General features: G+C 62.6%; 17 protein-coding genes and 3 tRNA genes. 16 read left to right on the forward strand and 4 right to left on the reverse strand.

The genetic code is table 11. The annotated features are described in order from the left end of the window. Nucleotides 1-89 precede the first annotated feature (89 nt). The gene (locus J2X35_RS03655) at nt 90-1,328 is read left to right on the forward strand and encodes a LysR family transcriptional regulator (RefSeq protein ID WP_310181014.1); all 1,239 of its coding nucleotides are present in this window, start codon (nt 90-92) and stop codon (nt 1,326-1,328) included. Here J2X35_RS03655 and J2X35_RS03660 read toward each other — a convergent pair. Together J2X35_RS03660 and bhcR are read right to left on the reverse strand one after the other, a co-directional pair. Further along, nucleotides 1,325-2,074 carry a transporter substrate-binding domain-containing protein gene (locus J2X35_RS03660; RefSeq protein WP_310181015.1) on the reverse strand — a complete coding sequence of 250 codons (750 nt, stop codon included), beginning with the start codon at nt 2,072-2,074 and terminating at the stop codon, nt 1,325-1,327. The genes J2X35_RS03655 and J2X35_RS03660 overlap by 4 nt on opposite strands. A 50-nt stretch (nt 2,075-2,124) precedes the next feature. After that, nucleotides 2,125-2,949, reverse strand: coding sequence for an HTH-type transcriptional regulator BhcR (bhcR, locus tag J2X35_RS03665; protein ID WP_056108859.1), 825 nt, complete (start codon nt 2,947-2,949; stop codon nt 2,125-2,127). A gap of 199 nt (nt 2,950-3,148) precedes the next feature. Between bhcR and gcl the strand changes: the two genes are divergently transcribed. The 3 genes from gcl to J2X35_RS03680 all read left to right on the forward strand — a co-directional run bounded on the left by gcl (nt 3,149) and on the right by J2X35_RS03680 (nt 6,905). After that, nucleotides 3,149-4,930 carry a glyoxylate carboligase gene (gene gcl, locus J2X35_RS03670; protein WP_310181019.1) on the forward strand — a complete coding sequence of 594 codons (1,782 nt, stop codon included), beginning with the start codon at nt 3,149-3,151 and terminating at the stop codon, nt 4,928-4,930. Nucleotides 4,931-4,975: 45 nt separating this feature from the next. After that, nucleotides 4,976-5,776, forward strand: a complete 801-nt coding sequence (hyi, locus tag J2X35_RS03675; RefSeq protein WP_310181021.1) for a hydroxypyruvate isomerase — start codon at nt 4,976-4,978, stop codon at nt 5,774-5,776. Between the two features lie 178 nt (nt 5,777-5,954). Continuing rightward, nucleotides 5,955-6,905 carry a 2-hydroxy-3-oxopropionate reductase gene (locus J2X35_RS03680; protein ID WP_310181024.1) on the forward strand — a complete coding sequence of 317 codons (951 nt, stop codon included), beginning with the start codon at nt 5,955-5,957 and terminating at the stop codon, nt 6,903-6,905. A gap of 70 nt (nt 6,906-6,975) precedes the next feature. Here the strand turns inward: J2X35_RS03680 and J2X35_RS03685 are convergent, their stop codons facing one another. After that, entirely contained in the window at nt 6,976-7,881 is a 906-nt protein-coding gene (locus J2X35_RS03685; RefSeq protein ID WP_310181026.1) for an RNA methyltransferase, read from the reverse strand. Between the two features lie 186 nt (nt 7,882-8,067). Here J2X35_RS03685 and J2X35_RS03690 point away from each other — a divergent pair. After that, nucleotides 8,068-8,152 (forward strand) — tRNA-Tyr (locus J2X35_RS03690). A 76-nt stretch (nt 8,153-8,228) separates the two neighbouring features. After that, nucleotides 8,229-8,302 (forward strand) — tRNA-Gly (locus J2X35_RS03695). A gap of 34 nt (nt 8,303-8,336) precedes the next feature. Here J2X35_RS03695 and J2X35_RS03700 read toward each other — a convergent pair. Further along, the gene (locus J2X35_RS03700) at nt 8,337-8,996 is read right to left on the reverse strand and encodes a peptidoglycan recognition family protein (RefSeq protein WP_310181027.1); all 660 of its coding nucleotides are present in this window, start codon (nt 8,994-8,996) and stop codon (nt 8,337-8,339) included. A gap of 305 nt (nt 8,997-9,301) precedes the next feature. Between J2X35_RS03700 and tuf the strand changes: the two genes are divergently transcribed. The 10 genes from tuf (at nt 9,302) to rpoB (ending at nt 19,393) form a co-directional block, all read left to right on the forward strand. Then, nucleotides 9,302-10,477, forward strand: coding sequence for an elongation factor Tu (gene tuf, locus J2X35_RS03705; RefSeq protein WP_310181030.1), 1,176 nt, complete (start codon nt 9,302-9,304; stop codon nt 10,475-10,477). A gap of 108 nt (nt 10,478-10,585) precedes the next feature. Then, a complete protein-coding gene (locus tag J2X35_RS03710; RefSeq protein WP_310181033.1) occupies nt 10,586-11,065 on the forward strand; it encodes a group II truncated hemoglobin in 480 nt (159 codons plus the stop codon). Nucleotides 11,066-11,129: 64 nt separating this feature from the next. Next, nucleotides 11,130-11,205: transfer RNA gene (locus tag J2X35_RS03715), tRNA-Trp, on the forward strand. 334 nt (nt 11,206-11,539) lie between these two features. Next, the gene (secE, locus tag J2X35_RS03720) at nt 11,540-11,755 is read left to right on the forward strand and encodes a preprotein translocase subunit SecE (protein ID WP_056116499.1); all 216 of its coding nucleotides are present in this window, start codon (nt 11,540-11,542) and stop codon (nt 11,753-11,755) included. A gap of 24 nt (nt 11,756-11,779) precedes the next feature. After that, on the forward strand, nt 11,780-12,319 hold the full coding sequence (gene nusG / locus J2X35_RS03725; protein ID WP_056116500.1) for a transcription termination/antitermination protein NusG: 540 nt from the start codon (nt 11,780-11,782) through the stop codon (nt 12,317-12,319). Nucleotides 12,320-12,536: 217 nt separating this feature from the next. Then, the gene (gene rplK, locus J2X35_RS03730) at nt 12,537-12,965 is read left to right on the forward strand and encodes a 50S ribosomal protein L11 (protein ID WP_056116503.1); all 429 of its coding nucleotides are present in this window, start codon (nt 12,537-12,539) and stop codon (nt 12,963-12,965) included. Nucleotides 12,966-12,969: 4 nt separating this feature from the next. Further along, nucleotides 12,970-13,668, forward strand: coding sequence for a 50S ribosomal protein L1 (gene rplA, locus J2X35_RS03735; RefSeq protein ID WP_056116505.1), 699 nt, complete (start codon nt 12,970-12,972; stop codon nt 13,666-13,668). Between the two features lie 383 nt (nt 13,669-14,051). After that, nucleotides 14,052-14,570 (forward strand): 50S ribosomal protein L10, encoded by a 519-nt coding sequence (rplJ, locus tag J2X35_RS03740; RefSeq protein WP_056116508.1) that lies wholly within the window; start codon nt 14,052-14,054, stop codon nt 14,568-14,570. A gap of 52 nt (nt 14,571-14,622) precedes the next feature. Continuing rightward, complete coding sequence (rplL, locus tag J2X35_RS03745; RefSeq protein ID WP_056116511.1) at nt 14,623-15,000, forward strand: 50S ribosomal protein L7/L12; 378 nt, start codon at nt 14,623-14,625, stop codon at nt 14,998-15,000. Nucleotides 15,001-15,256: 256 nt separating this feature from the next. Beyond that, on the forward strand, nt 15,257-19,393 hold the full coding sequence (gene rpoB, locus J2X35_RS03750) for a DNA-directed RNA polymerase subunit beta (protein ID WP_056116514.1): 4,137 nt from the start codon (nt 15,257-15,259) through the stop codon (nt 19,391-19,393). The last annotated feature ends 66 nt before the right edge of the window (nt 19,394-19,459 follow it).

Raw genomic sequence — 19,459 nt, forward strand, 5'->3', positions numbered from 1 at the left:
GTCGAAGAGCGAAGTGGCATGGATCGGAGGCGTCGTGCTAATACGAAAGCCACGCCAAGTTATAGTTTTTTGTGAATCAGGTTTCGCCGATGATCGAGGAGACAGGTCTTAACCTTCGCCATTTGCGGCTGTTCGCGCGTATCTGCGAGATCGGCAGCCTCAACCGCGTGGCGGCGCAGGCGAACATTTCGCAGCCGGCCATTTCCGTGGCCGTCGCCGGCATCGAGGAGCAATTCGGCGCGGCGCTGCTGACGCGCCATGCGGCGGGCAGCCAGCCGACGCCGGCCGGCGAGGTGCTGCGGCATCGGCTGGAACGCATGGAGAGCCAGTTCTCCGCAGCCCTGGCGCAGGCGCTCGGCGCCGCGTCGCAGCGGGATGCCTCGCTGGTCGCCCGATGCCTGGAAAGGATCACCTTGAGGCAGATCAAGGCATTGATCGCGCTCGCCAATGCCGGGTCGATCACCGAGGCGGCCCGCCGCAACGAGGTTTCACCGGGCGCTCTGCACCGGCTTGCGCATGGGCTGCAGGAGACCTTGGGCAGGGCGATCTTCAGCCGCGGCGCCAGCGGCATAACGCCCAACGCCGTCGGCAGGCGGCTGGCGCTGCGTTGGCAGATTGCGCTCGCCGAACTCGACCAGGCGCGCGACGAACTGCGCGAACTCGAAGGACGGATGGAGGGCCGCCTGAAAATTGCCAGCCTGCCGCTCGCCCGCACGCTGCTTCTCGGCCGGGCGATCAACAGTCTGCTCGAACGGCATCCGAAGGCGAGGGTAGAGATCACCGATGGATCCTATGAGACGCTGTCGCAGCATTTGCGCGCCGGCCTCTGCGACATCCTGATCGGCGCACTGCGCAGCGGCAGCGATCTGCAGGGTTTGCGGACGCAACAGCTGTTCGAGGACCCCTATGCGATCGTCGCCCGGCCCGGCCATCCGCTTTTCACTGCCGGAAAGGGCGCCGAACTGGAGGACCTTGCGGCGATGGATTGGGTCGCGCAGCGGCCCGGAACGCCGATCCGCGCCGCCCACGACAAGCTTTTTTCAGGCTTTGCCAATCCGCCGAAACCCAGCATCGAGACCAGCTCCCTGGTGCTGACGCGCGCCATCGTCATCGAGAGCGACCGGCTCGCCATGTTGTCGCGCCGGCAGATCGCCATCGAGGACCGCGAGGGTATCCTTCGCTGCGTTCCGGTCTCGGCGCCTGTCGCCCAGCGCCTGAACACGCGCATGATCGGGCTGACCATGCGCGAGAACTGGCTGCCAAGCCGGCTGCAGGGCGCCTTCCTGGGTGAAATTCACAAAGCCGCTGCGGAGATGGCTCTCGACTAGACGTCCGCGCTGGCGGGGACCCTCAGATTGCCCGACCCGTGGCGTTCAAGGGCTTCCTTGACGAACCCGCTCGCTTTCATTTCCCGCACGAACGAGGCGGCGAAGCTTTGAGCGAGAGGGCGTCCGGTCCTGGTGCCGACGGCTTGCAGGATCGACATAAAGGGTGGCTCGACGATCCTGTAACCGGTGTTCGCCGCGGCAACAGCCTGCATCGCCTGCCGGACACCGCCCATCGCGTCGATATCTCTGGCGACAAGAGCGGCTGTCACCTGCGCGGCGCTGTCATATTGCTTGATGGTCGCTCTTCTGGACTCACGCAGAAGGCAAAGCGAATACGCGCTGCCGCGCGTCACCCCCACGGTCAGCCCAAGCCGCTCGATATCCGGCGCTTCCCGAACAGGCGAGGCGGCCGGCACCAGGAAATTGCCGTCGATGGCCACGTAGGGCTCGGTGAAGGCGATGTCCTGCGCCCGAAGCGGGTCAATGGCCAGGAAGCAGATATCCCAGTCATTGGCGGCGACAGAATCGGAAACGTCGCCGGCCTTGCTGTAATGGACGAACTCCCCTGCAACGCCGAGCGCGGCGGCGAACGCTTCTGCAAGGTCGACCGAAACGCCGCTTGGGGCATGGGCCGTCGAGCCTGGATTCACCAGCACCGCATTGCCGTGATTAAGCGCAAAACGGAGTTTTCCTGTCGGCGCCAATTCCGCAAGGATAGCCGCTTTCTCATGCTCGCTCAAAATCATGAAACAAACCCGTTGAACCAGGGGCGCATTAGCTGCTCGACCGTGTCGAATCAATCGACGGGCGCCTTGCCGCCGATCATGGCGGTGACGGCGACGGCCGCGTCGCGCACCATGGGGCCGATCTCTGCCAGTCTCTGCGATGTCACCCGGACCGTCGGTCCCGAGACCGAAACACCACCGACGGGTTCACCGTATTCGTTGAAGATGGCAGCCGCCACACAGCGCATCCCCTCGTTGCGTTCCTCGTCGTCGACCGACCAGCCTCGTTCCTTTGTTGTCGCCAGATCGAGGGAGAGCGCGGGCAGGGAGGAGAGTGTCTTTGCCGTGAATGTCTCCAACCCCGCCTTGCGTGCGATCGCCGCCACCCGGTCGCCGTCGAGATGCGCCAGCACCGCCTTGCCGATGCCGGAAGCATGGAAAGGACTGCGTGTGCCGGGCCGGAAGAAGGCGCGGATCGCCTGATGCGTCTCGACCTGGCTGATGAAGACGACGCAATCGTCCTCCGCGACGCCGAGATTGGCGGTTTCGCCGGTCTTTTCCATAAGCTCCTGCATGACGCCACGCGCCCGGTCGACCAGCTTGCGGCTGCGCAGAAAGGCGGAGCCCATGCGGTAGGTTTCGACGCCGATCGACCAGAGCTGGCTGGTCTTGTCGAACTCCACCATGCCGTGGCCCTCAAGCGTGGTCAGCATACGGTAAGCGGTGGGGGCGGGGACCCCCGATGCGTTGGCCAGTTCGCTCAGCGACAGCCCGTCACCCTGTGCGACGATGGCCAGGATGCGCAGCGCGCGGTCGAGGGACTGGACCGATGCGTTCTCGGAAGGCCCGTTGAAAGCGCGTGGCCTGCCGCGCTGGCGCTTTTCAATCTGTTCCATCGGCCGCTCCAGTCGAGGTGAAATATGAAAAAGTTTTTCACCGAGAGAAATAACCGAAATGGCGAAAAATGAAAAGCCAAGCAAAATCAGTCAGAAACATCTCGTTTCAAAAAATGAAAAAATATTTTGAAAAAATTGAAAAATGTGAGCTGTCCTGTCAGGGTCAAGGCATCACAAGGTTCAATGCCAGGAGGCGATCATGGCCAGGATGCGCGCAGTCGATGCAGCCGTTCTCGTTCTTGAAAAGGAAGGCACGGCCTGCGCTTTCGGCGTGCCGGGCGCAGCGATCAACCCGCTCTATTCGGCCCTGAAGGCGAGGGGTACGATCCGCCATGTACTGGCCCGTCATGTCGAGGCGGCGTCTCATATGGCCGAAGGCTACACACGCGCCGCCGCCGGCAATATCGGCCTGTGCATCGGCACGTCCGGCCCCGCCGGCACCGACATGATAACCGGGCTTTACTCGGCATCGGCCGATTCCATTCCGATCCTGTGCATCACCGGACAGGCGCCGCGCGCCCGGTTGAACAAGGAGGATTTCCAGGCTGTCGATATCGCCGCGATCGCCGCGCCCGTCACCAAATGGGCGGTGACGGTGATGGAGCCGTATCTGGTCCCGATGACGTTGCAGAAGGCATTCCATCTGATGCGCTCGGGCCGCCCGGGGCCGGTGCTCATCGACCTGCCGGTCGACGTTCAACTGGCCGAGATCGAGTTCGATATCGACGCTTATGAGCCTCTGGAGCCGTTCAGGCCCGTCATCAACCGGGCCCAGGCCGAAAAGGCGCTGACAATGCTCAACGCGTCCGAAAAGCCGCTGATCGTCGCCGGCGGCGGCATCATCAATGCCGATGCGTCCGACCTTTTGACTGAATTCGCCGAGATCACCGGCGTTCCGGTCATTCCGACGCTGATGGGCTGGGGCGCTATCCCCGACGACCACCGTCTGATGGCCGGCATGTGCGGGCTGCAAACGTCACACCGTTATGGCAACGCCACCATGCTGGCGGCCGATTTCGTCCTCGGCATCGGCAACCGTTGGGCCAACCGGCACACCGGCTCGGTCGACACCTACACCAGAGGGAAAAAATTCGTTCACATCGACATCGAGCCGACGCAGATCGGCCGTGTCTTCGCTCCCGACCTCGGCCTTGTTTCGGACGCGGGCGCTGCGCTGAAGACGCTGCTCGACGTCGCCACCGAGTGGCGGACCGCGGGCAAGCTGCGCGACTGGTCCGGCTGGGCAAGGGAATGCCAGGCGCGCAAGAAGACGATGAAGCGCAAGACGCATTTCACTGAAGTGCCGATGAAGCCGCAGCGTGTCTACGAGGAGATGAACAAGGCGTTCCCGCGCGACACCACCTATGTCACCACCATTGGGCTCAGCCAGATCGCCGGCGCGCAATTCCTGCATGTCTACAAGCCGCGCAACTGGATCAATTGCGGCCAGGCCGGCCCGCTCGGCTGGACACTGCCGGCGGCGCTGGGCGTCAGGGCGGCGCGGCCCGACGCCGAGATCGTGGCGCTGTCGGGCGACTACGATTTCCAGTTCATGATCGAGGAACTGGCGGCCGGCGCGCAGCACAGGCTGCCTTACATCCATGTTGTCGTGAACAACGCCTATCTCGGCCTGATCCGGCAGGCGCAACGGGGCTTCTCGATGGACTACGAGGTCAGCCTCGCTTTCGACAACATCAACACGGTCGGCCATGCCGAGGTCGGCTACGGCGTCGACCATGTGGCCGTCGCCGAGGCGATGGGCTGCAAGGCGGTTCGCGTGCGCCGTCCGCAGGACTGCCAGAAGGCGTTCGCCGAGGCGCGGCGCCTGATGGCGGAACACCAGGTGCCGGTGGTCATCGAGTTCATCCTCGAACGCGTCACCAACATTTCGATGGGTACGGAGATCGACAATATCGTCGAGTTCGAGGACCTTGCCGAGCGCGACGAGGATGCCCCGACCGCTGTCGTGATGCTGGATTGAATCGCCTTCTCAACGCCTTGAATCATTTTCTCACGGAACGACGCCATGCCCCGGTTTTCAGCCAATCTTTCCATGCTCTTCACCGAGCACGATTTCCTCGACCGCTTCGATGCGGCGGCTCGCGCGGGCTTCAGGGCGGTGGAGTATGTCGGTCTGTATGAGCATGCCCCGGATGTCGTCGCGGCGCGGCTGAAGAAGAACGGGCTGTCCCAGGCGCTGTTCAACCTGCCGCCCGGCAATTGGGCTGCCGGTGAGCGCGGCATAGCCGTGCTGCCCGACCGCGTCGAGGAATTCAGGGCAAGCGTCGCCAGGGCGATAGACTATGCGCAGGCGCTCGGTTGTCCGCAGGTCAACTGCCTCGCCGGCATTGCCCCGCAGGGCGTCGACCGCGCCACGCTCGAAAATGTCTTCGTCGAGAATCTGAAATACGCGGCCGAAAAGCTGGAGCGGGCAGGGGTCCGGCTGCTGATCGAGATGATCAACGACAAGGTCGACATTCCGGGGTTCTTCCTGACCAACACAAGGCAGGCGCTGGGCATTCTCGACCGCGTCGGCTCGAGCAATCTCTACCTGCAATACGACATCTACCACATGCAGATCATGGAGGGGGATCTCGCCCGGACAATCGAGGCAAACCTCGGCCGCATCGCGCATATCCAGCTTGCGGACAATCCCGGCCGTCACGAGCCGGGGACGGGCGAGATCAACTATCCTTTCCTCTACGATTTCATCGACCGCATCGGCTACGCCGGCTGGATCGGGGCGGAATACAAGCCCAAGGCCGGCACGGAGCAGGGACTGGGGTGGTTTCGGGACCTGGCGGCAAAGGGAACTGCCGCGGCCTAGCGAAATTCACCCCTCATTCGTCCTCGCTCCGCTCGGCCACCTTCTCCCACAAGGGGAGAAGGGAATGCCTGCGTTGATCTTTCCGCCAGCTACTGGCGCTGGAGATTTGCCGCGACGCTAAGGCCCATCTGAACCTTCTCCCCTTGTGGGAGAAGGTGGCCGAGCGGAGCGAGGACGGATGAGGGGTACTGACAAGACACAGAAAGGACCAACCATGCAAACCATCGGCTTCATCGGCCTCGGCATCATGGGCGCGCCGATGGCAGGGCACCTGCTCGACGCCGGCTATCCGGTCGTCACCACCGACCATCGTTCGAGCCCGCCTGCCGATCTCGTCGCCAAGGGCCTGAGAACGGTTACCGGCAACGATGCCGTCGCTCGCGCGGCGGACATCGTCATCCTGATGGTGCCGGACACGCCGCAGGTCGAGGAGGTTCTGTTCGCCGACAAGGGCGTGGCGTCCGGCCTGTCAAACGGCAAGCTGGTCATCGACATGTCGTCCATCTCGCCGATCGAGACCAAGAAATTCGCGGTGAAGATCAACGAACTCGGCTGCGACTACCTCGACGCGCCGGTTTCCGGTGGTGAGGTGGGCGCCAAGGCGGCTTCGCTGACCATCATGGTTGGCGGCGAGGAAAACGCCTTCGCGCGCGCCCGACCTGTCTTCGAAAAGATGGGCAAGAACATCACGCTGGTCGGTGGCAACGGTGTCGGCCAGACCACCAAGGTGGCCAATCAGATCGTCGTGGCGCTGACCATCGAGGCGGTTGCCGAGGCGCTGGTGTTCGCTTCGAAGGCCGGGGCCGATCCGGCCAAGGTGCGGCAGGCGCTGATGGGCGGACTGGCCAATTCGCGCATCCTCGAAGTGCATGGTGAGCGCATGGTCAAGCGCACCTTCGCGCCCGGCTTCCGCATCGAGCTGCACCAGAAGGATTTGAACCTGGCTCTCGAAGGCGCGAAGTCGCTCGGCGTGGCGCTGCCCAACACCTCGACCACGCAGCAGCTTTTCAACGCCTGCGCCGCCAATGGCGGCGCGAAGGACGATCATTCAGGGTTGGTGAAAGCGCTGGAGCGGATGGCGGGACACGAAGTGGGGCAGTCGGCAATAGGCAATCGGCAATCGGAATGAACGAACGAATGGCTTGAGGCGCTGCGTCAGGGCCTCTTTTCGACTGCCGACCTGCCGACCTGCCGATTGCCTACTGCCGCCTGACAAACGTCCTCGCCGCATACAGGCTCACCGCCGCAGCATTGCTCACATTGAGCGAGCGGATCGCGCCGGGCATGTCCAGCCGCGCCAGCACGTTGACCGTCTCGCGCGTCTTTTGCCGCAGGCCCTTGCCCTCGGCGCCCAGCACCAGCGCGATCTTGTCACCTGAAAAAGTCTTTTCCAGTTCCGCCGGGCCTTCGGAATCGAGCCCGATGGTCTGGAAGCCGGCTTCGTGCAGTTCGCCGAGCGCATCGGCGAGATTGCGCACCTCGATATGGTCGATATGCTCCAGCGCGCCCGACGCCGATTTCGCCAGCACGCCCGATTCCTGCGGGCTGTGGCGGGCGGTGGTGATCAGCGCACCGGCTCCGAATGCCACGGCGGAGCGCAGGATCGCCCCGACATTGTGCGGATCGGTGACCTGGTCGAGCACCAGAACGAGGTTCGTTTCGCCCAGCGCGTCCAGCCGCTTCGGCTTCAACGGCTCGGCCTCGATCATGACGCCCTGATGGACGGCGTCCGAACCCAGAAGCTTGTCGATCTCGCGCGGCTCGACCATGGCCGCCGTGAAGGGCAGGGCGGCGAGGTCGGTGATTTCCAGCCGCTCCAGCGCGTTGCGCGTGACCATCATGCGGCGAATGCGGCGGTCGGAATTGTCGAGCGCGGCCCGCACCGTGTGCAGGCCATAAAGCCGCACCAATCCTTCGGGCGCATGGTCGCCGGGTGGCGTGCTCTGGCGTGGGCGGAACGCGGGTGCGCCGCCTGCCTTCTGGTCGCGATGCGCGCGCCTCAGCTTGGCGTAATGCGTGTCCTTCGGGGTGCCTGCAGGGGGCGTCCCAGCGGGCGCCGGCGCAGGGGTTCCTTGAGGCGGTCCGGGCTTTTTCCTGTCGTTCATTGCGCCTCTATAAAGCCGCATCCTCATTTTGGATATGGCGTTGGCCGAATAAGTCGGCGAAATCCTCGCCGTGCGGTTGACAGTGTATTGCCCAGTCGCCATAAGGCGCTTCGCTGTTTCCAAGGCATCGGCCACCGCTGCCGGGGAGACGCGAAATGCCTCGTTGCATGGCTCCGGCGACAGCGCGGAGGGGTGTCCGAGTGGTTAAAGGAGACGGACTGTAAATCCGTTCGCTATGCGTACGCTGGTTCGAATCCAGCCCCCTCCACCACTGTCGCACCGGAGCCCGGCATAGCCTCGAAAAGCAACCTCGCTTTTCCGCAGGGTTCATGCCAAGACAGTACGGCGCGGGTGTAGCTCAATGGTAGAGCAGCAGCCTTCCAAGCTGAATACCCGGGTTCGATTCCCGGTACCCGCTCCAGTTCTCCGTTGAGCACCGAAGCCGGCCACGGCTCCTACTTCATCCGCTTCAATATTTCTCGAACCAAAGTTTCGAGGCCAGCCACAAGCCCGCGCACGAGGATCGGCAAGAAGACGTCGAGCAGGACCTTCAGCGGCGGATCGCGACCGGTACGCACCGGCAGGTTCGGGACCGTCCCCATCGCCGCCGATACCTCCCGGCGCAGCTTGTCACCGCAGGCTCTCGGCCCCACCACGCCCGGTTCGAAAGGGAGGCGGGCATAGTCCCATTTGCCACGCTGCTTGATGCCGAGCGTGTCCTCAACCTCGGCATGCGAAAGCACGGTGCGGGGCGTCACCTTGATCTTGTAGTACCGGCACAGCTCGGCGACGACGACGACCAGCGCGTCCCACTGGGTCCTCGTCATGGGGTAGCGTCCGGCGCGGAAGGGCCTTTCGCGGGCGTCGGCCATGCAGCACAGCGAAACCCCGATCGAACCGGAGTTGCAGTTCAGCGTATGGGCGGCATAGCCGGATTTCACCCGGCCTGAGTTGAGTGCGATCGACGGCCGGCCCCGAACCAGCGCGCCGCTGCCCTCGATCAGTATGTGGTAGGCTTCGATGTCGGTCTCGCCGGCGACATATGCTCCCGCTGTCCAGTGACAGATGACGCGGCGCATCGGGACGTTGGGCAACCAGTCCGCCGGCAGTGCCACAGAAATCCCCCGCAGTGGATTGCGATGATGCCATCAGTATAACCGAGCGATATTGGTTGCGAAAAAGAAATGGCGGTTTGGTTGAGCGTTTCTGACGCTTGCTGCCACGCGCGTCGGCTATTTCAATCGTCGGGGCGGGTCCCTATATGCCTATCCACATCCCCACAACCGGACGGCAGGTTCAGGCCGAGCGGAGTGCCGCCCGGCCATAAGGCACTTGTGTTTTCCGGCCTTTGTCGGTAATCGCCCCGCATTCGACTGAACGTAGGTCTAGCCGCCCCCGGGAAGCCTCAAGGAAAGAGACTATGGCAAAAGGTAAATTCGAGCGTAATAAGCCTCATGTGAACATTGGCACGATTGGTCACGTTGACCACGGCAAGACGTCGTTGACGGCTGCGATCACGAAGTATTTTGGCGAGTACAAGCCGTACGACCAGATCGACGCGGCGCCTGAGGAGAAGGCGCGCGGCATCACGATCTCGACGGCGCATGTGGAATACGAGACGCCGAACCGTCACTACGCCCACGTCGATTGCCCCGGCCACGCCGACTATGTGAAAAACATGATCACCGGTGCCGCGCAGATGGACGGCGCGATCCTGGTTGTCTCGGCCGCCGACGGCCCGATGCCGCAGACGCGCGAGCACATTCTTCTGGCCCGCCAGGTCGGCGTTCCGGCGCTGGTGGTGTTCCTGAACAAGGTCGACTTGGTTGACGACGCCGAGCTGCTGGAGCTGGTAGAGCTTGAGGTTCGCGAGCTTCTGTCGAAGTACGAATATCCGGGCGACGACATCCCGATGATCAAGGGTTCGGCGGTTGCCGCCTTGCAGGACAAGGACAAGACGATCGGCGAGGACGCGGTGCGCGAGCTGATGGCGGCGGTTGACGCCTACATCCCGACGCCCGAGCGTCCGATCGACCGTCCGTTCCTGATGCCGATCGAGGACGTGTTCTCGATCTCGGGCCGCGGCACGGTCGTGACCGGCCGCGTCGAGCGCGGCATCGTCAAGGTTGGCGAGGAAGTCGAGATCGTCGGCATCCGCCCGACCTCGAAGACGACGGTGACCGGCGTCGAGATGTTCCGCAAGCTGCTCGACCAGGGCCAGGCGGGCGACAACATCGGCGCGCTGGTTCGCGGCGTCGACCGTGAAGGCGTCGAGCGCGGCCAGGTTCTGGCCAAGCCGGGTTCGGTCAAGCCGCACAAGAAGTTCAAGGCGGAAGCCTACATCCTGACGAAGGAGGAGGGTGGCCGTCACACGCCGTTCTTCACCAATTACCGTCCGCAGTTCTACTTCCGCACGACGGACGTGACGGGCATCGTGACGCTGCCTTCGGGCACCGAGATGGTGATGCCCGGCGACAACATCACCGTCGATGTCGAGCTGATCGTGCCGATCGCCATGGAGGAGAAGCTGCGCTTCGCCATCCGTGAAGGTGGCCGCACCGTCGGCGCCGGCATCGTCGCAAGCATCGTCGAGTAACAAAGAAAACGACAGGCACTATCGGAAAGGGCGGCCTTCGGGTCGCCCTTTCTATTTCAAGGCGCTCTTTCTATTCCCATATGCTGCTCCGCGAGCGAGGAGATTGCGATGACCACGGACGTGCCGACGCTTTACGACTGGGTAGGGGGAGCCGAAGCGCTCAATCGCCTGACCGGCATTTTTTACGACAAGGTTCTGGCCGATCCGCTCCTGGAGCCGGTCTTTCGTCATATGTCGGGCGATCATCCCGCGCATGTCGCAGCCTTCATCGGCGAGGTTTTCGGCGGACCGGCAATCTACAGCGACAAGCTCGGTGGCCATGCTGCGATGATCAGGCATCACCTTGGGCGCCACCTGACCGAAGATCAGCGCCGGCAATGGATCGCGTTGCTTCTCGATGCGGCCGACGAGGTCGGATTGCCCGACGACCCCGAATTCCGCTCGGCGCTTGTCGCCTATCTTGAATGGGGCACGCGGCTCGCAAGGCTGAATTCGCAGGATGGCGCGGATCCAGAGCTCAACGAGCCCATGCCGAAATGGGGCTGGGGCGTTCCCGGCGGGCCTTATCAACCGCCTTCCACGAATTGAGGCGTTCGAAAACCACTCTCGGTTCTTGAAACGCGAACATCTTTGTGAAATGAAGCAGCCGAATAGGGGTATAGCTCAGTTGGTAGAGCGGCGGTCTCCAAAACCGCAGGTCGTAAGTTCGAGCCTTACTGCCCCTGCCATTTCTCATGGCTTGCACTTGAACATAGCGAAAAGCTTGCCATATCTGCCTTTCTAGGGCATAGAAGCGTCCATAGCCGGGACGGAACGACTGGATGGTTCCGATGCGGCGTTTGGGCATAAAGCGGGTTGTTGCCACTTGCGTGGATCAAGAATCGGTTTTATGTAGGCACGACAGACACGCGACGCGTGGAGCTGAGAGATCGGCTTTACGCGTCCGATTTGCATGGATAAAGCGGCTGCAACATCTGCGGCAACGATTGTCCAGGCGGCACGTCCCGGCCCGCGGGATCATCCAGGAGGTCCGGCCAACGGACCTTGAAAGCAGAGCGGCTAATGGCTTCGAAGACACTGAACCCTTTCGTCTTCCTCCAGCAGGTGAGGACGGAAACCGCAAAGGTTACCTGGCCTTCGCGGCGTGAAACCATGATTTCGACGGTCATGGTTCTGGTTTTCGCGTTGATCGCGATGGTGTTCTTCTTCAGCGCTGACATGATCATGGGTTTCGCGATCGAGAAGTTGCTCGGTCTCGGCGTCGGCATCGGCCAGTAAGACTGCCACTACGGGGAATTACATATGACTGCGCGGTGGTATATCGTTCACGCCTATTCGAACTTCGAGAAGAAGGTCGCCGAAGACATTGAAAACAAGGCCAAGCAGAAGGGCCTGAGCGACAAGATCGAACAGATCGTCGTGCCCACCGAGAAGGTGGTGGAAGTACGCCGCGGCAAGAAGGTCGATGCGGAGCGCAAGTTCTTTCCGGGTTACGTGCTGTTGAAGGCCGAGCTCACCGACGCGGTTATCAGCCTGGTGAAGAATACCCCGCGCGTGACGGGTTTCCTGGGTGAGGACAAGCATACGGCCAAGCCGATGCACATCACCGACAAGGAGGCTGAGCGCATCCTGCATCAGGTGCAGGAAGGCGTGGAGCGGCCGAAGCCTTCGGTCACGTTCGAGATCGGCGAGTCCGTTCGCGTGTCAGACGGTCCGTTCGCCTCGTTCAACGGCTTCGTCCAGGAAGTGGACGAGGAGCGCGCCCGCCTCAAGGTGGAAGTTTCGATCTTCGGGCGTGCGGTGCCCGTCGATCTGGAGTTCGGTCAGGTCGAAAAGGGCTGACTGGTTCCGTTCGCCGCAAGGCGGATGGATGGTGGCGTCTTCGGGCGCCGTGCAAGTGTCTGGACGCAAGCCCAAGCGGGTTCGAAGGTCTGGCGCTTGGAAAAACAGGTGGGAGGCGAGGGCGGCTTAGCCGGTTGCCCGGACCGCACCACCGGACTGCAACCGCCGGCATTGTCCTCAAAGAGGGAGCCGGCATGAAAGAAGGCAGGAATTAGAGATGGCTAAGAAAATTGCAGGCCAGCTCAAGCTCCAGGTTTCCGCGGGATCGGCGACGCCGTCGCCCCCGATCGGCCCGGCGCTTGGTCAGCGTGGCATCAACATCATGGAGTTCTGCAAGGCGTTCAACGCGCAGAGCCAGGAGATGGAGAAGGGTTCGCCCATCCCCGTCGTGATCACCTATTACCAGGATAAGTCGTTCACCTTCGTCATGAAGACGCCGCCGGTGAGCTACTTCCTGAAGAAGGCCGCCAACCTCAAGTCGGGTTCCAAGGAGCCGGGCAAGGTCGGCGCCGGCAAGATCAGCCGCGACAAGGTTCGCGCTATCGCCGAGCAGAAGATGAAGGACCTGAACGCCAACGACATCGAAGCGGCCATGCGTATGGTCGAGGGTTCCGCCCGTTCGATGGGCCTGGAAGTGGTGGGCTGAGATCATGACCAAGATTGCAAAGCGTATTGCCCAGTCCCGCGAGGGCGTCGATCCCAACAAGGCCTACGCGCTCGGCGAGGCCCTGACCCTGTTGAAGGACCGTTCGAAGGTGAAGTTCGACGAAACCGTCGAGATCGCCATGAATCTCGGCGTTGATCCGCGCCACGCCGACCAGATGGTCCGCGGCGTCGTCAATCTGCCGAACGGCACCGGCCGCACCGTGCGCGTCGCCGTGTTCGCCCGTGGCGACAAGGCTGATGAGGCAAAGGCTGCGGGCGCCGACATCGTCGGCGCTGAAGAGCTCGTCGACATCGTCATGAAGGGCACGATCGATTTCGATCGCTGCATCGCCACGCCGGACATGATGCCGCTGGTTGGCCGTCTGGGCAAGGTTCTCGGCCCGCGCGGCATGATGCCGAACCCGAAGGTCGGCACCGTGACCCCGGACGTCGCCGCGGCCGTCAAGGCTTCCAAGGGCGGCGCAGTCGAGTTTCGCGTCGAGAAGGCCGGCATCGTTCAGGCCGGCATCGGCAAGGTGTCGTTCGAGGTCAAGGCGCTGGAGGAAAACATCCGCGCTTTCACCGACGCTGTGAACAAGGCCAAGCCGGCTGGCGCCAAGGGCGTTTACGTCAAGAAGGTGTCGGTCACCTCGACGATGGGCCCGGGCCTGAAGCTGGACGTCTCGACGCTCGCAGCGTCCTGATTCGTTTGATTTGGATCGCCCCGTAAGAGGCTGATCTGTTGTAGAATTCCGGGCCCAGAATATCGGGCCCGGATGCCGGAAGTCGAAAGATGTCCGGCAAATCCTGTCCGAGATTGCAGGCGGCCCGAAGCTTTTCAGCCACGGCCTTAATCGCATGGCCTGCATGAGACGGGTGACGACCGGACAAAGGAGCGGATGCTCCGATGAAAGGTTCGAACCGTGTTTGCCTTTTTGCGCGGCTCCGGGTGACCGGACCGTCGGGAAAGGGGGCAGGATCCTCTGAACCGCCGTTCGGGTGATCCAGAAATGGAAGAGCCCGCCCGGCAAAAGGCAACCGACGCCTGTCCCGAATGCATGGGGCAGGGGTCAACTGGAGATAGGCAGTGGACAGAGCGGAAAAACGCGAACTCGTCACGGGCCTGAACGACGCCTTCAAGGGCGCCGGATCAGTGGTCGTGGCCCACTACGCCGGTATCACCGTCGCGCAGATGAACGATCTTCGTACGAAGATGCGCTCAGCCGGCGGCACCGTCAAAGTCGCGAAGAACCGTCTCGCCAAAATCGCTCTTCAGGGTACGGAATCCGAAAGCATCATCGACCTGTTCAAGGGACAGACGCTGATCGCCTATTCGGAGGATCCGATTGCGGCGCCGAAGGTTGCGTCCGATTTCGCCAAGGGAAATGACAAGCTTGTCATTCTCGGCGGCGCGATGGGCACCACCTCGCTCAACGCCGACGGTGTGAAGGCGCTCGCCTCGCTGCCGTCGCTCGATGAGCTGCGCGCCAAGCTGGTTGGCATGATCGTCACGCCGGCAACCCGGATCGCCCAGATCGTCAATGCGCCTGCGTCTTCGGTCGCGCGCGTCATCGGCGCTTATGCCCGGAAGGACGAGGCGGCGTAGGCCGTTCCTCACTATCAAACAACACGTTCGAACCAACTAAAGGAAAATTAAAATGGCTGATCTCGCAAAGATCGTTGACGACCTTTCCAGCCTGACCGTCCTCGAGGCGGCTGAGCTGTCGAAGCTTCTGGAAGAAAAGTGGGGCGTTTCCGCTGCTGCTCCGGTGGCGGCTGCCGCCGCTGCTGGCGGTGGCGCTGCCGCCGCTCCGGCTGAGGAGAAGACGGAATTCGACGTCATTCTCACCGACGCCGGCGCACAGAAGATCAACGTCATCAAGGAAGTGCGCGCCATCACCGGCCTGGGCCTCAAGGAAGCCAAGGACCTGGTCGAGGCCGCTCCGAAGCCGGTCAAGGAAGCTGTTTCCAAGGCCGACGCCGACAAGATCAAGGCCCAGCTGGAAGCAGCCGGCGCCAAGGTCGACCTGAAGTAAGCGGTGTGGTTTCCGGCGGACGGTTCGTCCGTCCGCCGGTCCCCGCGTTGAGGGGAAGTTGGGAGAACCTCTTTCCTGAGGGCCGGATACGGCTTTCAGGAAACGGGTTTTTACCGTTTTTGCCCGCCGTCACCGCTGCGGGCATTGGACAGGGGCTGCAGTGATGCGGCCGGCAGACAGAGGCGGACCGCGGCGAGGTCCGTCACGTGAACGAGCCCCCAGAGGGCAATGCCCGAGAGGCAGTGAAGGAGCGACGATGGCCCAGACCCAGACTTTCAATGGCCGCAGACGCGTACGCAAGTTCTTCGGAAAGATTCCTGAAGTTGCGGAGATGCCGAACCTCATCGAGGTTCAGAAGGCGTCTTATGACCAGTTCCTGATGGTGGACGAGCCCAAGGGCGGGCGTCCGGACGAAGGACTGCAGGCCGTTTTCAAGTCGGTCTTCCCGATCCAGGATTTTTCCGGCTCTTCGATGCTGGAGTTCGTCAAGTATGAGTTCGAGGCGCCGAAGTTTGACGTTGACGAATGCCGTCAGCGCGACCTGACCTATGCCGCGCCGCTCAAGGTGACGCTGCGCCTGATCGTGTTCGATATCGATGAGGATACCGGCGCCAAGTCCATCAAGGACATCAAGGAGCAGGACGTATACATGGGCGATATGCCGCTCATGACGCTGAACGGCACCTTCATCGTCAACGGCACCGAGCGCGTCATCGTCTCGCAGATGCACCGTTCGCCGGGCGTCTTCTTCGACCACGACAAGGGCAAGTCGCACTCTTCCGGCAAGCTTCTGTTTGCCGCGCGCGTCATTCCCTATCGTGGTTCGTGGCTCGACATCGAGTTCGATTCCAAGGACGTCGTGCACGCCCGCATCGACCGTCGCCGCAAGATTCCGGCGACGTCGCTGCTGATGGCGCTGGGCATGGACGGCGAGGAAATCCTCTCGACCTTCTACAACAAGATCACCTACAAGCGCGCCGGCGATCATTGGCGCATTCCCTTCAACGTCGATCGTTTCCGCGGCCTGAAGGCCGTTGGCGACCTGGTCGACGCCGATACCGGCGAAGTTGTTGTCGAGGCAGGCAAGAAGATCACCGCCCGCCAGGCCAAGCAGCTCGGCGAAAAGGGTCTGAAGGCGATCAAGGCAACCGACGAGGATCTGCTCGGCAATTATCTCGCCGAAGACATCGTCAACTTCGCCACCGGCGAGATTTTCCTCGAGGCCGGCGACGAAATCGACGAAAAGACGCTGAAGGTGCTGCTTGCAGCGGGCGACAAGGAAATCCAGATCCTCGACATCGACCACGTCAATGTCGGCGCCTATATCCGCAACACGCTTGCCGTGGACAAGAACGAAAGCCGTCAGGACGCGCTGTTCGACATCTACCGCGTCATGCGCCCGGGTGAGCCGCCGACGCTGGAAACGGCGGAAGCCATGTTCAAGTCGCTGTTCTTCGACAGTGAGCGCTATGACCTGTCGGCTGTCGGCCGCGTCAAGATGAACATGCGTCTGGAACTCAAGGCCGAGGACACGGTCCGCGTGCTGCGCAAGGAAGACATCCTTGCCGTGGTCAAGACGCTGGTCGAACTGCGCGACGGCAAGGGCGAGATCGACGACATCGACAATCTCGGCAACCGCCGCGTGCGGTCGGTCGGCGAGCTGATGGAGAACCAGTATCGCGTTGGCCTGCTGCGCATGGAGCGCGCCATCAAGGAGCGTATGTCGTCGATCGAGATCGACACCGTCATGCCGCAGGATCTGATCAACGCCAAGCCGGCGGCGGCCGCCGTGCGCGAGTTCTTCGGTTCCTCGCAGCTGTCGCAGTTCATGGACCAGACCAACCCGCTGTCGGAGATCACCCACAAGCGCCGCCTGTCGGCGCTTGGACCGGGCGGTCTGACCCGCGAGCGCGCCGGCTTCGAAGTGCGCGACGTGCATCCCACCCACTACGGCCGCATCTGCCCGATCGAGACGCCGGAAGGCCCGAATATCGGCCTGATCAACTCGCTGGCGACCTTCGCGCGCGTCAACAAGTACGGTTTCATCGAGAGCCCGTACCGCAAGATCGTCGATGGCAAGCTGACCGACGAGGTTGTCTACCTCTCCGCCATGGAAGAGGCCAAGCACCACGTCGCCCAGGCCAACGCCGAGCTCGACAAGAATGGCGGCTTCGTCGACGAATTCGTCATCTGCCGTAACGCCGGCGAGGTGATGATGGCGCCGCGCGAAAACGTCGATCTGATGGACGTTTCGCCCAAGCAGATGGTGTCGGTCGCAGCCGCGCTGATCCCGTTCCTCGAGAACGACGACGCCAACCGCGCCCTGATGGGCTCGAACATGCAGCGTCAGGCCGTGCCGCTGGTGCGCGCCGAGGCTCCGTTCGTCGGCACCGGCATGGAGCCGATCGTCGCCCGTGACTCCGGTGCCGCCATCGGCGCCCGCCGCGGTGGCATCGTCGATCAGGTGGACGCCACCCGTATCGTCATCCGCGCCACGGAAGACCTCGATCCCGGCAAGTCCGGCGTCGATATCTACCGGCTGATGAAGTTCCAGCGTTCGAACCAGAACACCTGCATCAACCAGCGCCCGCTGGTTCGCATGGGTGACCGGGTCAACAAGGGCGACATCATCGCCGACGGTCCATCGACCGAGCTTGGCGATCTGGCGCTCGGCCGCAACGTGCTCGTCGCGTTCATGCCGTGGAACGGCTACAACTACGAGGATTCGATCCTTCTTTCCGAGCGCATCGTCGCCGACGACGTCTTCACCTCGATCCACATCGAGGAGTTCGAGGTCATGGCCCGCGACACCAAGCTGGGTCCGGAGGAAATCACGCGCGACATTCCGAACGTTTCGGAAGAAGCGCTGAAGAACCTCGACGAAGCCGGCATCGTCTATATCGGCGCGGAAGTGCAGCCGGGCGATATCCTGGTCGGCAAGATCACGCCGAAGGGCGAGAGCCCGATGACGCCGGAAGAGAAGCTTCTGCGCGCCATCTTCGGCGAAAAGGCCTCCGATGTCCGTGACACCTCCATGCGGATGCCTCCGGGCACCTTCGGCACGGTTGTGGAAGTGCGCGTCTTCAATCGCCACGGCGTTGAGAAGGACGAGCGCGCCATGGCCATCGAGCGCGAGGAAATCGAGCGTCTCGCCAAGGACCGTGATGACGAGCAGGCCATTCTGGACCGCAACGTCTATTCGCGCCTGAACGACATGCTGGCCGGCAAGGAAGCCATCGCGGGGCCGAAGGGCTTCAAGAAGGGCACCAAGCTGTCCAAGGAAATCCTTGACGAATATCCGCGTTCGCAGTGGTGGCAGTTCGCGCTCGACAACGAAAAGCTCCAGGGCGAACTGGAAGCGCTGCGCGGCCAGTACGACGATTCCAAGAAGGCGCTCGAGCAGCGCTTCATGGACAAGGTCGAGAAGGTGCAGCGCGGCGACGAAATGCCTCCCGGCGTCATGAAGATGGTCAAGGTCTTCGTCGCGGTGAAGCGCAAGATGCAGCCCGGCGACAAGATGGCCGGCCGTCACGGCAACAAGGGTGTCGTGTCGCGCATCGTTCCGGTCGAGGACATGCCGTTCCTCGAGGACGGCACCCATGCCGATATCGTGCTCAATCCTTTGGGCGTGCCGTCGCGCATGAATGTCGGCCAGATCCTGGAAACGCATCTGGGCTGGGCTTGCGCCGGCATGGGCAGGAAGATCGGCGAGCTGGTCGATGCCTACAAGGCTGGCGGCGACGTCAAGCCGCTGCGCAAGACCATCGAGGACATCATCCCTGCCAACGACCGCAACGAGCCGGTTCGCGACTATGACGACGAGTCCATCGTTCGCCTCGGCGACCAGATGCGGCGCGGCGTTTCCATCGCCACCCCGGTGTTCGATGGCGCGCATGAAGCCGACATCAACGAGATGCTGGAACAGGCCGGCCTTCATACGTCCGGACAGTCGCAGCTCTATGACGGGCGTACCGGCGAGCCTTTCGATCGCAAGGTGACGATGGGCTACATCTACATGCTCAAGCTTCACCACCTCGTGGACGACAAGATCCACGCGCGTTCGATCGGTCCGTACTCGCTCGTCACCCAGCAGCCGCTGGGCGGCAAGGCGCAGTTCGGTGGCCAGCGCTTCGGCGAAATGGAGGTCTGGGCGCTCGAGGCTTACGGCGCCGCCTACACGCTGCAGGAGATGCTGACAGTGAAGTCGGACGACGTGGCCGGCCGCACCAAGGTCTACGAAGCCATCGTCCGTGGCGACGACACTTTCGAGGCGGGCATCCCGGAGAGCTTCAACGTTCTCGTCAAGGAAATGCGTTCGCTGGGCCTCAACGTCGAACTGGAAAACACCAAGATCGACGATACGGCGCAACGGCTGCCCGACGCCGCCGAATAACGGCAGGCATTTACGACCGCGGAGCGTTCCGCGGTCGCCCAATTCCGGCCTCAGGCCGATTCAAGC

The organism is Mesorhizobium sp. BE184 (assembly GCF_031457045.1).
GTDB lineage: Bacteria > Pseudomonadota > Alphaproteobacteria > Rhizobiales > Rhizobiaceae > Mesorhizobium.

Bases quoted from the DNA above. Each gene is read 5' to 3' on its own strand.
- J2X35_RS03655 (WP_310181014.1), top strand. From the start codon at position 90: ATGATCGAGGAGACAGGTCTTAACCTTCGCCATTTGCGGCTGTTCGCG.
- J2X35_RS03660 (WP_310181015.1), bottom strand. From the start codon at position 2,074: ATGATTTTGAGCGAGCATGAGAAAGCGGCTATCCTTGCGGAATTGGCG.
- bhcR (WP_056108859.1), bottom strand. From the start codon at position 2,949: ATGGAACAGATTGAAAAGCGCCAGCGCGGCAGGCCACGCGCTTTCAAC.
- gcl (WP_310181019.1), top strand. From the start codon at position 3,149: ATGGCCAGGATGCGCGCAGTCGATGCAGCCGTTCTCGTTCTTGAAAAG.
- hyi (WP_310181021.1), top strand. From the start codon at position 4,976: ATGCCCCGGTTTTCAGCCAATCTTTCCATGCTCTTCACCGAGCACGAT.
- J2X35_RS03680 (WP_310181024.1), top strand. From the start codon at position 5,955: ATGAGGGGTACTGACAAGACACAGAAAGGACCAACCATGCAAACCATC.
- J2X35_RS03685 (WP_310181026.1), bottom strand. From the start codon at position 7,881: ATGAACGACAGGAAAAAGCCCGGACCGCCTCAAGGAACCCCTGCGCCG.
- tuf (WP_310181030.1), top strand. From the start codon at position 9,302: ATGGCAAAAGGTAAATTCGAGCGTAATAAGCCTCATGTGAACATTGGC.
- J2X35_RS03710 (WP_310181033.1), top strand. From the start codon at position 10,586: ATGACCACGGACGTGCCGACGCTTTACGACTGGGTAGGGGGAGCCGAA.
- secE (WP_056116499.1), top strand. From the start codon at position 11,540: ATGGCTTCGAAGACACTGAACCCTTTCGTCTTCCTCCAGCAGGTGAGG.
- nusG (WP_056116500.1), top strand. From the start codon at position 11,780: ATGACTGCGCGGTGGTATATCGTTCACGCCTATTCGAACTTCGAGAAG.
- rplK (WP_056116503.1), top strand. From the start codon at position 12,537: ATGGCTAAGAAAATTGCAGGCCAGCTCAAGCTCCAGGTTTCCGCGGGA.
- rplA (WP_056116505.1), top strand. From the start codon at position 12,970: ATGACCAAGATTGCAAAGCGTATTGCCCAGTCCCGCGAGGGCGTCGAT.
- rplL (WP_056116511.1), top strand. From the start codon at position 14,623: ATGGCTGATCTCGCAAAGATCGTTGACGACCTTTCCAGCCTGACCGTC.
- rpoB (WP_056116514.1), top strand. From the start codon at position 15,257: ATGGCCCAGACCCAGACTTTCAATGGCCGCAGACGCGTACGCAAGTTC.